The following is a 15581-nucleotide window of genomic DNA, read 5'->3' as shown; positions in this document are numbered from 1 at the left end:
TGATATTATAGAAATCCAGTTATGATCATTCTGAAAAGGAAGTATTGGAAAATTACCATTCTGGGAAATACCACCATTGAATATGACGGGAAAATTCCCATCCTTTGGAGGGGTGGCGAAAATTCAAAGAATTTTTGACGGGGTGGTTTTATCCGCAATTTATATAAAAAACAGCTTTCATTAGAAAGCTGTTTTTTGCATTTGTTATTTTGTTTAATCCAAAATATAGATTTTCTTCTCTTTAAGATTGAAACCTAGCTTTTTACCCAGCCAGTTGATACTCGTTTTACCTTCATAAATAAGACCTTCTACAAAAAATACATCAGGTTTTTCTACGGTTGCAAAAGAGGTTGAAATAGAGCCAATACTACCTTTATAAAACTTAGTCGTCAAACCGGGATTGAATTCACTTTTCTTCTCCACTACCTGCAGACCTTCTTTTTTGATATCCAGGGTATTCATCAGGCGTTCACTCAGCCAAAAAGAATCTTTGCCGGCACCGGAATCCAGAAGAACGTTGATCTTATATTTATTGTTCAAAAGTACATAGGCCGTAATATCCAGAGACTGATCTGCATTGGTAGACAGCTGGATATCCATTACTTTTTTGCTGCTCAGTTTTTCTTTTGGAAAAATAAGTTCTTTGGTCGTATAATCGATAATAAATTCTGTATCATAAAGCATGGGAAGGGAAATCAAACCATCAATTCCTTTAATTTCCATCTCATGCGTGGCATACCAGGTATCTTTAAATTTTTTACCATTAAAAATAATCTCTTTTGATTTGAAAAGAGGAATGGTCATTTTTTCGCCCGTTGCCCGGAAAGCTGTCAGGTAGTTGTATGTTTCTTTGGGGGCAAGGTCTTTGGAAAAATTGTTCAGAAAAAGATTGATCCCTCCTCCGGTATCCAATATAAAATTTCCCTTCTTACCGTCTACTTCAGCCCCTACAATCAGGTGGCCGGATGGAAGTATTGACATGGGCATCTTCTGCGCAAAAGCCATAGAAGAGAAAACTAAGGAAGCGGCAATAACCGTGTTTTTGATAAAAGATTGAGTAAACATTTGAAAATAGTATTATTAGTTTTTAGTTCTGTTATAGGGTGATATGAATCTTTACAAATATACTCTATTCTGATCACTGGTAAGGTATACAGGTCTTTCAAAAGTGGCTCTAGGAGTTTAAGGAAAGGGGGAAACAAATTTTGATGGCTATAAAATAAAAAATGACTTCCATTGGAAGTCGTTTTTTATTCTTATATAGAAGAGATTATCCCTTTTTTAATTTTGCATTTTCTATATTTAAAGCTTTAATTTCCTCGTTCAGAAGATTAATGTGTTCCTGCTGGTTTTCTAATAAGTAATTTGGAATGGTATGAATTGATTGTAATCGTAATGCTTTATCCAAAAACTGATTTGATCAATAAGATTTTTAATGAAAATAATTCCCCTGATTCCTAGTCTATTATTAAGTTTTGTTAAAATTTGTGTGGGAAAAGTTTTGCAGAAAATAAAAATCGTTCTATATTTGCACCACTGAAAACAACGGTATAGCCGGAGTTTAGGGAGAGATGGCAGAGTGGTCGATTGCGATAGTCTTGAAAACTATTGACTGTAACAGGTCCGGGGGTTCGAATCCCTCTCTCTCCGCTAGTTGAGAAACTAAAATAAGCTAAAACGCTGTAAACATTAATGTTTACAGCGTTTTTTGTTTTTGCGCTAGTATCAAAAAAAATCAATATAGGTCACAATTTATATGACCTATTCCGTGACCCATCCTGAAAATTTGAAAATAGGTCACGAAAAATTCAGGGAAACCCGACCAATAGGCAGTCTAATGATTGTACATCTTGCAAAAAGAGGTAACAAAAAGTAAATTATTAACAATTAAAGTTACCACACAATGAACAAAACATTTAACCTGTTATTCTTTATAAAAAAGAATAAGATCCGAACAAACAGAACCCCATCTACTTGCGGATAACAATAGATGGCAAGGCAGCGGATATTGCTGCTAAGAGGTATATCGATCCAAAGAAATGGGATAATAAAAAACACAAGACAGTAGGTAATAGCCAAGAAGCCAAAACACTGAACCTCTATCTTAAAACTTTAGAACAACAAGTTTACGATTACCATTACCAGATGGTGAAAGAGGAGAATAATCTAACAGTAGTGAGTTTAAAATCTAAACTGCTTGGAACCGACATTGAGCAAAGAATGCTGATTCCTATTTTTCAGGATCATAATGATAAGGTCGAAGCACTGGTAGGTCAGGATTTTGCACCCGGAACTTTGGAACGGTATAAAACCTCTTTAAAACACACACAGGAATTCCTAAACTGGAAATATAAAATTTCTGATATAGACATTACAAAGATTGATCACGCTTTCATTATGGATTATGATTTCTGGCTACGAAGTGTACGTAAATGTGCTAACAATACCGCAGTAAAATACATCAAGAATTTCAAAAAGATTATTCGGTTATGTATTGCGAATGGCTGGCTCTCCAAAGATCCTTTTCTAGGATACAAAGCAAAACTTAAGGTAGTTGAACGTACATATCTTATCAAGGAAGAAATTCAGAAGATTTATGAAAAGGAATTTGCGTCAGACAGATTAAACCAAGTTCGTGACATTTTTCTTTTCTGTTGCTAAACCAATCGATGGAAGCAGATATATTTTGTCAACTATAAACTTCATAGCAAGATTTTTATCATTTTAATAATACTTTTTGGATAAGTAGGGATTATTGTGTTTGTAATTCAAACTTTTATAAAAAATTATTTATATAAATATTATAATGATATTTATTAATTTTTAAATAATTTAGCGACTAATATTATGAAAAATATCATTCCTGATAATGAGTTAGGAAGATTGAAAAAATTAGAATTTTTTGATCTGCTGAACTTAGGCAAAGACCCTCAATTTGATGTTTTTGCAGAGACTGCATGTCTCATTGCCGATTGTCCTGCTTCTTTAATTGCAATTATGGAAAGTGAAACTCAGACCATTCAAAGCTGTATAGGTCTTGAGATCGACTCTGTACATCGCGAGAATACGGTTTGCCAGTATTCGATAGCAAGCGGAGAAGTGGTGATTATCAATGATACGCTTTTGGATGACAGATCCCGGAACAACCCACTGATTTTGGAAGGAGGGATACGATTTTATGTAGGCATACCATTTATTGATGACGAAGGTTTTGCATTAGGAACAATTTGTGTGATTGATTATAAACCCCGAACTATAACAGACAGACAGATTGCAGCACTCAAAAAACTTTCAGATGTTATTTCTAACCTTCTAATGGTAAAGAGAAAGACAATTTATGCAGAATATTTTCAACAACTCTTCAATATATCCAATAATCTGATCTGTGTTTTAGATGACGAATTAAAGTTTAAAGATTTCAATCCGGCAGTAGAAAAAGTCTTTTCATTAAAGAAAACAGAAATGATTGGGGTTCATTTCAATCAGGTTTTCGATGAAGGCAATAAGGAACTTTCAAAGCTTAAAAATCTTACGAAGAGTTACCAGGAAGTATCTTTTACTACTTCTACCATAGTTAAAGATGGAAGTTCTGTGATTGTAGAATGGGTTTTGAAACCCAATCAGGAACTTTCTGAAATTTTTTGCTTCGGAATCAACATTACTGCGCAGACTGAAGAAAAACGTCAGTTGGAAAGCTCAGAGAGACGTTTCAGGAGTTTCTTTGAAAATGCCATCGGTTTGATGAGTATGCATGACATGGAGGGCAACATTATCGCTGTTAACGAAAAAGGTAGAGAAACGCTTCATTATTCTATAGATGAGGTAAAAAAATTAAACCTTAGGGACCTTGTTCCTGAGCATAATTGGCCTTCTTTGTACCAGTATCTTGATAGGATTAATAAAAACAAGGAGGATTTCGGAACCATGATTCTCAAGGCGAAGAATGGGGTAGAGCAGATTTGGATGTACCACAATCTTGTTGAGATAGATAAAGAAGGGAAACCTTATATAATAAGCACAGCATTGAACGTCACCGAAAGAATGACTTTAGAGAAAGATCTGATTCATACCAAAAAAATGCTGGAGCAGACAAGTTCTGTAGCTCAAGTTGGGGGTTGGGAAGTAAATTTGAAAAAAGACACTGTATTTTGGTCTCAAAGTACCAAAGAAATTCATAAGATAAGTAATGATTTTCAGCCTAATTTAGAAAATGCTATCGGTTTTTACAAAGAGGATAGTAGAGAAAGAGTTAAATTTTTATTCAACAGAGCGGTGACAGAAGGAGTTCCGTATGATGATGAATTTCAGCTAGTGCGTAATGATGGTGTTACGATCTGGGTAAGGGTAAAAGGAATTCCGGAATTTGAAAATGGCGTTTGCAACAGGGTTTATGGGATAATTCAGGATATTGATGTATTCAAAAATATGTTCCTTGATGTTGCTAAAAAAGAAGCAATGATGCAATCGTTTGTAACTTATGTTCCAGTTGCCGTGGCGATGTTTGATATAGATCTTAATTATATTTCTGTAAGCAGTAGATGGAAAGATGAATTCAAAATGAATGAGACTGATATAATCGGAAAGAATCTTTTTGTTATATCACCAAACATTCCTGAAGAACGAAAAGAAATTTATCGTGCTGCTTTGCAAGGTAAAACTTATATAAATGAAGATTTTGCGATGAGTATTGAGGGCAAAGAAGAAATTCAGCATTTCGACCTTAAAGTTGGTCCATGGTATCTGTCAGATAATGAAATTGGAGGGGTGATTGTTTCTGTTCAAAATATAACTAATTCTGTGCAGACCAATGAAGAACTTAAAAATGCAAAAAAAATGGCTGATATCGCAAGCAAGGCAAAATCAGAGTTTCTTGCTAATATGAGTCATGAGATACGAACACCTTTAAATGGAGTGATCGGTTTCTCTGATCTTCTTTTGCGGACTCCTCTCAACGATATTCAGACTCAATATCTTAATTATATTAACGAATCCGGGGAAAACCTCTTGAATATTATTAATGATATTTTGGATTTTTCTAAAATAGAATCCGGTAAAATGGAGCTTCTGATAGAGAAAAGTAATGTTTATGACATGGTAAGTCAGGTTATTAATGTGATTCTATATCAGTCTCAGAAAAAAGATATTGAACTTCTTCTTAATATTGAACAAGGACTTCCAAAAACTTTATTACTTGATGAATCCAGATTAAAGCAAATACTTATTAACCTCTTGGGTAATGCAGTAAAGTTCACGGGGCAAGGTGAAATTGAGCTGAAAGTAGAAAAACTCCGCATGGATGATAGCAACATTGTTCTACGATTTTCTGTAAGAGATACAGGGATTGGCATACCTATCGAAAAGCAGAAACATATTTTTGATGCTTTCACACAGGAAAACAGCTCTATCAGTAAGCGTTACGGAGGAACCGGTCTCGGCCTTACCATTTCAAACAATATTCTTGGATATATGGGAAGTCATTTATCGCTGATCAGTACACCTGAGAAAGGTTCAGTTTTTTACTTCGATATTGAAATTCCTTACGAAATATCCGAATTGAGAGAAGAAGAAGATCTTACTATAAAAAAAGTGCTAGTGGTGGATGATAATGAAGCAAACAGGATCATTCTTCAACACATGCTTACCTATAAAAATATAGAATCTACACTGGCAGCCAACGGAATGGAAGCTTTACAGTTATTGCTTAGAGGTGAACATTTCGATGTGATACTGATGGATTATCATATGCCGGTAATTTCTGGTTTGGAAACAATTGATAAGATCAAAAAGTTATTTATTGAACGGAATGAGACCTCACCATTGGTAATTCTTCATACTTCTTCGGAGGAACATGATGTCATTAATTCTTTCCGTAAGGAAGACAATTCTTATTTTCTCTTAAAGCCCATTAAGTCTGATGATCTTTATAAAACACTTAGACGTGTGGCACAAAATACCGTGACAGAAGTTACTGCTCCGAAACATTTTGAAAAAGACCAGTTTTCTTTTATGAAAGAGCTAGAAGTTCTTTTAGTAGACGATAACCCGGTGAATATGGTTCTGAATAATAAAATGATGAAATTACTTATTCCCGGCGCACACCTTACAGAAGCGGTAAACGGTCTCGAAGCTTTGGAAGAATGCAAGAAAAAAGAATTCTCTATTATTCTTATGGATGTACAGATGCCGGTAATGAACGGTATTGAAGCTACACAACAGGTTCGCCTCTTACCCGGATACAAAAACATACCTATTATTGGTGTAACAGCAGGAAACGTTTTGGGAGAGAAAGAAAAATGTATAGAGTCTGGGATGACCGATTTTCTGCCTAAACCTTTGCGACAGGCAGATCTTTTGGAAATGCTCAAAAAGTATATTGCCATTCAAAAAGATAAAGATGTTGAAACAGAAGCTAAAATATTAACCAAGAAATATATCAACATGGATATGCTGAATGAGCAGATTGGTGGTGATGAAGAATTCAAAGATATTTTTTTAAACCTTGTGATTAACGAGCTTATACAGACAGAGAATAATATTGTTGACACAGCAGCAGTAAAAAATGCGGACGATATCAAAATGATTCTTCATAAGCTTAAAGGCACTGCCGGAACTGCCGGTCTTTTCAGGCTTTCAGATTGTGCATTGAAATGGGAGAAAAAAGTTGATGAAAATATAGATTTTTCAGCGATGGAGAAAGAAATAAAAGAAGAAATAACAATAGCATTAGACCTAATAAAAAGTTTACTAAAATAAAATCAAAAGCTAAGTTAATTTTGATTGCCGAAGATAATAATCTGATTTTCAAAACAAGTGAGCTTACATATTTTCTTATCAATAATCTGGTCCGGTATTATTGATAAGAAAATATGTAAGATTATCATTTATGCGGATGAAAAAGCACTGGTGATTCACAATTAAATATTTTGGTATTAAAAGATATTTTAGAACCCTTTTTTCTTCAAAGGTTGGACGATTCAGAAAAAAAGTATTTCTGATAGCATTGGGAATTTGTGAGCTTGGCTTCTGTCGATCTGCCGATCTCCTGTTCTGTAAGTTCAAAATGATTTCACGGAACATTCCCTGAAGGCAGCGAGTGAAGAATCTTGTTCTGATGTACAAGATCCCACAATTTCTAGGGATGACAAATTGGGAAATAATAGAATGTTTACTGATTATACAGCCTAAGAATCTCCACTAATTCGGGTACGGATCGTATTTTCAGCTTCTCAAACAGCCTGTTTTTGTAAGTACTGATCGTTGATGAATGGAGATTCAGCTGATTAGAAATTTGTTTGAGGGGAAGACCTTCTGCAATCTTACTGGCAATTTGCAATTCGCGGTCTGATAGCGCTTCAAAGGGAGAATTTTTTGTCACACCATTTAATGATTCTAAGAAAATCGCTTCTTTTATATTCTCACTAACATATCGGCCCTTACTGAGCATCGCCGTTAAAGCAGTCTCAATGACTTCAGTCGAACTTAGCTTGCTGAGATAGCCACCAGCACCCATTTTCAGATAACGCATTCCATACAACTCTTCATCCTGAGAAGAAAATATCAGAGTTTTTAATGCAGGTTGGTGAATTTTTATGTAATCTATTGCTTCCTGAACAGTACCATTAGGCATATTAACGTCCATAATGGCCAGATCAAATTCTTCTTTCAGAATTAATTTGTAAAGCGATTTATAATCCTCTACTTCTGAAATGATGGCATCGGGTCTGAATCGTTTAATTGCTTGTATCAAACCCATCCGGACGATACCATGATCGTCTGCTACAACAATGCGAATGTTTACTTTTAAACCCATTACTCTATAAATTTACGTAAAAAAAGGGAAACCGTGGTGCCTTTATTTTCAGTGGAAATGATTTGGAGGTTTCCATTAAGCAAGGATATAAAATTTTTTACAATTTTCAAACTTAATCCCACTCCTTTCTCGCCTGCAGTTCCCAGAAATATGGGATTGCCATGATTATAGATCCCAGGTAAATACTTTTCATGTATTCCCGTTCCGAAATCAATCACAGAAAGCATAATCTGATCACCTTCTGTAATCTCCTGTAAATAAATATCTTGACCCGGTAAGGAATATTTTACCGCATTGTTAAAAATTTTATCTAAAATATATTCGAGCAACATACGATCGCTTGTAAGAAATGCGTTGTGATCTCCTTTAAAATAAAATTTAATATTTTTTTCTTTTAATTGAGCAGCGTATTTTTCTTCTAAATAGTGAAAGAGATCCATCACCATGATTTTAACGGGTTTAATCTTAAATTCCCCGTATTGTGTTTTTAGCCAGGCAATGCTGTCCTGGGTAGTTTGCAGATTCTTTTGGGCATCGCGTTTTACCTGCGGCAACAACTTAAAAAAATCTTCCTCACTTAAAGTTTTTTGCTCTAACTCTTCTATAAGCCACAGAAAAGTTCCAAACAGTTCTTTTGAGTCATGAGACAATATCGAGATCAGTCCGTTCTTGAAATTGATTTCGTTTTCCAGTCTTTCGATTTTTAATTGGAGTTCATTGACAAAATCATTCATAAATTCAGTATCATGGTTTTAGAAGCTGTTTGAATTATTATTTTTGAAAAAAGGCGGAAAGCGTTATATTCTTTAAATACGAATAAAAACATATAGTTCAGGCCTTTCTTCCAGGTGCTGGCAAGTTATAAAAAATATCATATTAGTAAAAAGAAAAATTGAATAGGATTTACCTGAAATAATAAATCTACTATTTTATTTAACTAAAAACGGCTTTATGTGGCATAATATTTCGACAGGCTTCCACTTTGTAAATTGTTTACTGGCATTACCGACAATGGGCAAAAGATGGAAAATGGACAATATCAAGAGATAACTGATCAAATGATGCAAGATAAAAAATGACAGCTTGAAGCGTCAATAATTGATAGCCAGACTCCAAAAATGTATCTACGAGTGATGAAAAATAAAGGGTTTGATGGAGGAGAACTCATCAAAGGAAAAAAGGTTTCTGGATAGAGATCCTTTAGGAAATCTTTTGGACAGTTTTGTGTTTTCGGCCAATTGTGGAAATGAAACCATAAAATATTGGTTAAAATGTACTCACAAAACAAAATGCTGGAAGCGTGAACACAGACTTCTCTTCCAATTAAGTACTCATGGTACAAAGCTCCATAATCTATCAATACCGTGCTGATACGGCGATTGATTATTGCTATTAAAATGCTCCATAGGGAAGAGCTATTTCAGAAAGTGTTGTTAAATAGCCGTAAAACTATAATAAACATTGATAGAGTATGTGGTATTTTCCTTCCCTACCAAACTTTGGGCACCCGCAGGTGGTATGGTGTATCTTACGTTCAGTGCACGGTCCAAAACCGGTGCTCCGTTAAAGAGTATTTTTTGAGGAGTTTTGGATAAGGAAACATTTACAGAACTCCCATCGATACCAATTTGTAAAATGTTGGAATTGATGCTGGTCTGCAGACCGCCTTTCTTGAAATAATTTTCGTCCGATTTTACATAGAGCTCAAAACTTTCATTATTGGACAACATAATTTGGTTGGGTATCATTTGTGACTGACCATCAGTGTAATGAGCAGCAGTATTAAAATTGAAGTTTACACTGCGCCCGGAACTGGGAATGGTGATCTCCGACAGAGGAAGTACCTTCAACTGAACAGCCGTATTTTGCAAACTGTTAATGGAGTTATCTGTACTGCTGGCATTGAAGTTCAAATCAAACGTATACGTTCCGGCTTCAAAAAAAAAGTTTTTAAAATCTTCCGCAGACACATAAAGCTGCGGAATTAAGCTGTTTCTGTTTCCTGCTACAACACTGAAATTAGAAGCAGAAAAATTCTGAAAATCGGAAGATAAGGCTTTGGTAGTGAGTGCCGCTCCATTACTGCCCAATTTAATGCTTGCTATATTTCTGGTTCCCGGAACACCTTTAGAGGACGTGAACTGAACTGTTGTTGCTGCAGCTTTCGCCCAAAAATTAAAATCAACCGTATTTGCGATTTCCGTATTCCCCAAATCCCACACCCGCGTGCTTGTACTACGGTAGTCATTCAAAGAAGATATTTCTATGTATTTTGTTAAGGAGTTTGCTACCCATCGTATAGCTGAAGGGATGACTAAAATTGTTTTAAAATTACGGGGTGTGAAGTCATTATAATTCTGAGTTATATCCATGGAGTAATTCCCGGCCCGGAAAGCATTGGTACTAAATTGCGAGGCAGGAATTTTAAATGTAAAATTGATATTTCCCCGGTTGAATCCGCCCCCGATACTGATGGATGGCGGTTCAAACCATTTTACAGCGCTTGTACTGAACGATTGAAAACCTGGTAAGTAACCTGAAAGTCCGGTAGATGGCATCTGTCCACCCATACTTTCCAACTGCCACAGAAGCACGGAACCGGGTAAAGTAAGTGAGGAAGAAGAGTGAGTAAAATTTGGCCCGGAAACAGAGGTAAATGTAGGAGCTGTTGGGAGTAATCCCAAAAAGGCATAATCCCAGTTGGTTCTGTTGGCGTTCGTCATTACCCTTGTAGGTACTGAGGTAAATTCGCTCCTGTTAAAAATAGTATTATCAGGGACCGACAGGTAAACATCCTGAGCTTTCGTAGCTGTAGACCCGAACAATATGGTAAATATTCCTATTAGAAAAGACCTCATCTTTTTCATACTTTTAAATTTAAAACTTTTTCACCTTAATGGTGGTGTCTTTCTTTTTATACTCAAAAACCACGGCTTTTGAATAACCTTCTTTTGTCACCTGAATAGTTTGGCTGGGTTGTGTATAGCTGTATTTGTCATTTTCAATATAGAGATTGTATTTTCCATCTTTCAGGAAAAACTCAAACTCATTTTTTTGGTTAACCACGGCTGTATAGATCGTACCATCTTCACTTTTTGCATATACTACTATTCCTGTTACATCCGTTTCCACAGTATCGTAGGCTTGTTTGATCTCTGTTAATTTCCCACTTACCTTAATGTTTTTTACCAAGCCTACTTTACGGTTAATATTGGCATGCACCATAATGACAGGATCCATCATCAACCGGGCACCTGCACTTTCGTTCATTTTCAGAGTGTAAGTACCTTCAGGCACATTCTGAAAAACTACTTTTCCATTCTTATCTGTTATCGCTACATAATTGTCCAGTTTTACAATTTCATTAGCAAGTACCGATTCACCGGATTCCAGAAGCCCATTAAAATTTTTATCTTCAAAGAACTGGAGAGCCACTTTATAATTTCCGAGAGCAGTTGCTGTGGTAAAATATTTTTTAATTCCCACTCTGAACTGGTAATAACTTCCACTGGTTGCATATTCAGCCGTAGATTTATAACCGGACAGATTAAAATACCCTGTGGTGGACCAGGAAGGCGAAATCTTATACTCCAGATTACCGGTGATATTACTGTTTAAATTTTTATAAAGTTCCGAATAGAAGGTCCCGGCTGAAAAAGATCCAGTCAGATTATGATTAAACATCTGGAAATTATAGGAGGCATACACATTATAATTGGCGAAATTACGGTTTCCATCATAATAAGAATTTAAATCAAAGACACTGATTGCGTTCCATTGGGCTGTTCCGTTGAGGGAGAATGACTTATATCTGTAAGATAAAGTTGTTCTCAAACTATTGAACCAGTCTGGTTGATCATTCTCTTTTGAATAAGAATATTCAGCCGTCAGGTTCAATCCGTGGGCACCTAATGTAGTACTGATGTTGGCTTCCAACCGGTAAGAAAAAAGTTCCTGTGATGTATAAAAATTAGCTGTTTTTTGTTTTTCAACCTTTGGATAAAGTAGGAAATTCCACTTCTTTAAAGAAAACTGATACCCTAGTCCCAAAGCTTCTGTACTGTTGAAATAATAACGCAAATTAGAAGTATTCCCAGGTTGGATGGGTTCACTCTGGAAACTCAGGAACTCGGGTTCTACCTGCGAATTCTGATATTGTATAAAAGCACGCTGAGCAGCAGAAAATTGGCGGCCGATCCGCTGATTTGAAAAAAAAGATCCTCGTTTGATCCCTGCATAACTTTTGGTGGCAAAGGAATTGAAAGATTGTACATCCCATTTCCCTATTTTTCCCTCGTAATTGGCTCCCATTGAAGCTCCTGTGTTTTCGTCTTTGTTCGAAAGACCTTTTTCGTTACTCACTCCAACCTCCGTACGGATGATGTGTTTTTCGTTAATTAACAATGATGTTACCGCATTCGCTACCTGCGTATCTACGTTAAAGCGCGGATCATGGTCGAAAATATAGGACACTTTTCCATTGAAAGATTTAGTATTTCCAAAAGCATATTTTGCACCCACCATGGTAGATCCTTCTGTTTGCTGGAAATAAGTACCGTACAGATTATAATTACTTTCCAGCGCAAGAACTTCAATCTGATTATTGTTACCAAATTTGGTAGAAACTTTCCCACCTCTTCCGAAAACAGGGTAGTCGTAATCGCTGCTGTTAACATTTCCCAAGCGTAAAACCGTATTTTTTCTCTCCAGTTCCAGCCAGGTATCATACACGTTATAAAGACCGTCTTCAAAATAGTAATCTGCACCGATATTGAAGCGCGATTTTAAATTCTCAGTCACCCGGAATGCTGTGTTTCCCCTCAACTGAAGAAAATTGAAACCTGAACTGTTTTCATTATAGCTCATTTCCGCAAAGTTACTTCCGCTCACCGCTTCGTTTCCACGGGCAATTTGTCTGTTGTGCGATAAAATAACTAAGTAGAGCGTATTGCTTCCCACAATTTTATTATCAAGCAGATCTGTGACGATTGCATTAATATTAAATTCCGGATAAAGTGTATTCTGTTTTCTGACTGCAATTTTGATCTCAACCGTTTGTTTTTCTAACCCTTCCAGAGATAAGGTTTGCTGTTTGGGTAAAATTTCCAGACCATCAGGAATTGATTGCAAATCAATCTTAACGGTTCGTTTACTATAGCCCTGGTTTTCTACAGTCAGCATAATTGAAGATTGGGGCAAAGCAGGGTTAATGAAATTTTCGTAGGTAGCCGTATAAATTGCGATGTTTTTGTTCTCGCCTTTAGCGACAAAGAACGAGGCGCTTTCAGTTCTGGTAACCGTTGGAGTGGCATATGAAACCTGGAATTGGATCTTATTGGATCTCAGTTTCATAAAATCTACGTTGGCGATCAGTTTCACAGGAAGATTTTTAGACTGACCAGCGCCTAAGGTAAAGTCATTTTTGGGATAGAAAAGCAATCCCGGATATTGTTCCTGAGGGATGATATTCTGAATCATAATCTCTTCAGAACTTTTATTCTCAATGACCAGGAAATTAGTAAAAGTAGAACCCTTCTCAACAGTTACACTGTCATTTTCAAAATGGATTTGTATATCCTTTTTTTCCTGTGCAAAGGCCCACGAAAAGTGCAGAAGAACAAATACAAAAAATAAGATTGTTCTTCTTAGTACTGATATTGATATTCCATTCTGTGGTTTCAAGGCTTAATTTTAAAATTTAAAGTTTTTTTCTCCTACACGTAAATCATTGGATTCTGCCATTTTAACGATAACCACGCCAAGGAAGTTCCCTGAAATGTTCTCTGGTAAAGAAAACTGAACAACCTGATTGGTATCCGGAAACATGGAGATGGAAATTGCGGGTAATTTTATTTCTTTACCACTGTCTGTATTGGTGAGTTCAAATTCAACGGTGGCATCATTGATGGTGTTTCCGTCATTATGAATGCTTACAGCGACTTTTCTATTCGTAGTACTCTCATTGCTCACTTCTGAAATATTGGTAATATCCAAACTTTTCACATGGTTTCCCGGTGGAGTGTAAAAGATGTGAAGTCCCACCTCAAATAAAGTGATAATACCAATACCATTCTGAATACGCGCCTTATCTGCCTGCTGAGGAAGTTGGGTAAAAAACAACATACTGTTTGTAACAGTAGACTGTGATGCGTTTGCCGGAATCTGCATGGTTACTACAATCTCCTTTGTACTTTTGGCAGGAACTGTTACAGCATTTTCTAAGGTAGACACCCAGGAGGCATTGGAAGTTTTTGAACTGCCTGCTTCAAGATAAACTTTATTTCCGTCTTCTTCTCTAACCCAATCTTTATAGTTGAGATTAAAAACATAATCTTTATCCGAGTTGTTTTGAAGCGTGACTGTCTTTGTTACTTTTTCTCCTGGATTACCTGTGAAAAACAAGCGTGTAGGTGACATAGAGATGCTTTGTGCCAGAAGTGAAGAAGACCCTGTAAGGATAAAGAAAATGAAAAGGTAAATAAACTTGTGCATGGTGTAAATAGTTTAATAATAAAAGATTCTCAAAACTACTGAAAAACGCAGCAAAATGAGCCTTTACAAACTAAAAATTTTATTATAAAGCAGTCGCAGTATAAGTAACTGTTTGCGTATAAGTTCCAGCTGGTTTACCTAAAATATCAGAAGAAGATGATTTTGCCGCTGGAATAGTATAGTCCAGATTCAGTGTTAATGCACTTCCAAGAGGAGCATTGGTAACTAAGTTCTGATCCGTTGCCGATAAAACTACAGCATTTTTTGTTCCGCCCATTGTTCCGGCAGCTGTAGCTGCTTTAATTGTCAAAACATTTACAGGGATTAAGTTCGTTCCATTCATGAAATTAGTGCCTCCTGCTTTTACTTTAACATTAAAGTTCTTCGTGGAAGTAACTTTTAAAGAGTTGGCTTTAGTAATGGTCTGATCAGAATTATAGTCTGCTGCAGTAACATAGTTAAAATCAACCGTATTACCAATGGCTGTACTTCCTGCGTCGATAGAGATTACATCATTCAGAGTAATGTTTACCGTTGTGGTTGCTGTTGTATTTTGAGCTTGAACATTATTAGTTCCTAATATGATTGCTCCAAAAGTTAAGGCTGTGATTACGATTTGTTTTGTCATGGTAGTATTATTTAATTGTTATTCTTGTTTACTTGTTCTCTTTTGAATACTACAAATCTACAGCGGTGATAAAAGTTTCTTTGTAATGGAAAACGGAAGTGCATGTAGTAAAATAACTACACGGTTTATTCATATGATAAATAGAAAAACCCTCAGCACTTTCCAGGTACTGAGGGCATGTATATTGATGTGTTTTTTTTATTATAAAATTGATGTGTTTTTATATTATAAAGCAGTCGCAGTATAAGTAACTGTTTGTGTATAAGTTCCCGCTGGTTTACCTAAAATATCAGAAGATGATGATTTTGCTGCTGGAATAGTGTAGTCCAGATTCAGTGTTAATGCACTTCCTAATGGAGCATTGGTAACTAAATTCTGATCCGTTGCAGATAAAACTACAGCATTTTTTGTTCCGCCCATTGTTCCGGCAGCTGTAGCTGCTTTAATTGTCAAAACATTTACAGGGATTAAGTTCGTTCCATTCATAAAATTAGCACCTCCTGCTTTTACTTTAACATTAAAGTTCTTTGTGGAAGTAACCTTCAAAGAGTTAGCTTTAGTAATGGTCTGATCAGAGTTATAGTCTGCTGCAGTGGCATAGTTAAAATCAACCGTATTACCAATGGCAGTACTTCCTGCGTCGATAGAGAT

Annotated in this window: 10 protein-coding genes and 1 tRNA gene; 3 read left to right on the top strand and 8 right to left on the bottom strand. The window is 36.0% G+C overall.

Going from position 1 to position 15581, the window contains the following annotated elements; translation table 11 throughout:
* Nucleotides 1-213 precede the first annotated feature (213 nt).
* A complete protein-coding gene (locus AC07UM_RS02865; RefSeq protein WP_494682569.1) occupies nt 214-1065 on the bottom strand; it encodes a hypothetical protein in 852 nt (283 codons plus the stop codon).
* Between the two features lie 500 nt (nt 1066-1565).
* On the opposite strand from AC07UM_RS02865, the gene AC07UM_RS02860 reads away from it, so the two are divergent.
* From AC07UM_RS02860 to AC07UM_RS02850, 3 genes are all read left to right on the top strand, one after another.
* A tRNA-Ser gene (locus AC07UM_RS02860) sits at nt 1566-1650 on the top strand.
* Between the two features lie 324 nt (nt 1651-1974).
* Nucleotides 1975-2661, top strand: coding sequence for a phage integrase SAM-like domain and Arm DNA-binding domain-containing protein (locus AC07UM_RS02855; protein WP_494682570.1), 687 nt, complete (start codon nt 1975-1977; stop codon nt 2659-2661).
* 186 nt (nt 2662-2847) lie between these two features.
* A complete protein-coding gene (locus AC07UM_RS02850) occupies nt 2848-6753 on the top strand; it encodes a PAS domain S-box protein (RefSeq protein ID WP_494682571.1) in 3906 nt (1301 codons plus the stop codon).
* A 412-nt stretch (nt 6754-7165) separates the two neighbouring features.
* Here AC07UM_RS02850 and AC07UM_RS02845 read toward each other — a convergent pair whose 3' ends face one another.
* The 7 genes from AC07UM_RS02845 to AC07UM_RS02815 all read right to left on the bottom strand — a co-directional run.
* Nucleotides 7166-7810 carry a response regulator gene (locus tag AC07UM_RS02845; RefSeq protein WP_494682572.1) on the bottom strand — a complete coding sequence of 215 codons (645 nt, stop codon included), beginning with the start codon at nt 7808-7810 and terminating at the stop codon, nt 7166-7168.
* On the bottom strand, nt 7810-8544 hold the full coding sequence (locus tag AC07UM_RS02840) for a sensor histidine kinase (RefSeq protein ID WP_494682573.1): 735 nt from the start codon (nt 8542-8544) through the stop codon (nt 7810-7812). Before AC07UM_RS02840 ends, AC07UM_RS02845 begins: the two co-directional genes overlap by 1 nt.
* A 699-nt stretch (nt 8545-9243) precedes the next feature.
* A complete protein-coding gene (locus AC07UM_RS02835; protein WP_494682574.1) occupies nt 9244-10677 on the bottom strand; it encodes a hypothetical protein in 1434 nt (477 codons plus the stop codon).
* A gap of 10 nt (nt 10678-10687) precedes the next feature.
* Nucleotides 10688-13492, bottom strand: coding sequence for a COG1470 family protein (locus AC07UM_RS02830; protein WP_494682575.1), 2805 nt, complete (start codon nt 13490-13492; stop codon nt 10688-10690).
* Nucleotides 13493-13501: 9 nt separating this feature from the next.
* A complete protein-coding gene (locus AC07UM_RS02825; RefSeq protein WP_494682576.1) occupies nt 13502-14302 on the bottom strand; it encodes a fimbrial biogenesis chaperone in 801 nt (266 codons plus the stop codon).
* 82 nt (nt 14303-14384) lie between these two features.
* A complete protein-coding gene (locus AC07UM_RS02820) occupies nt 14385-14930 on the bottom strand; it encodes a peptidoglycan-binding protein LysM (RefSeq protein ID WP_494682577.1) in 546 nt (181 codons plus the stop codon).
* A gap of 225 nt (nt 14931-15155) precedes the next feature.
* Nucleotides 15156-15581 (bottom strand): peptidoglycan-binding protein LysM (locus AC07UM_RS02815; RefSeq protein ID WP_494724340.1); only part of this gene is annotated, 426 nt, incomplete at its 5' end.

It is taken from the genome of Chryseobacterium sp. GW821-FHT04C04 (assembly GCF_059420365.1).
The sequence above is the reverse complement of the archived record's forward strand: the minus strand, read 5'-3'. Positions and strand labels throughout refer to the sequence as shown.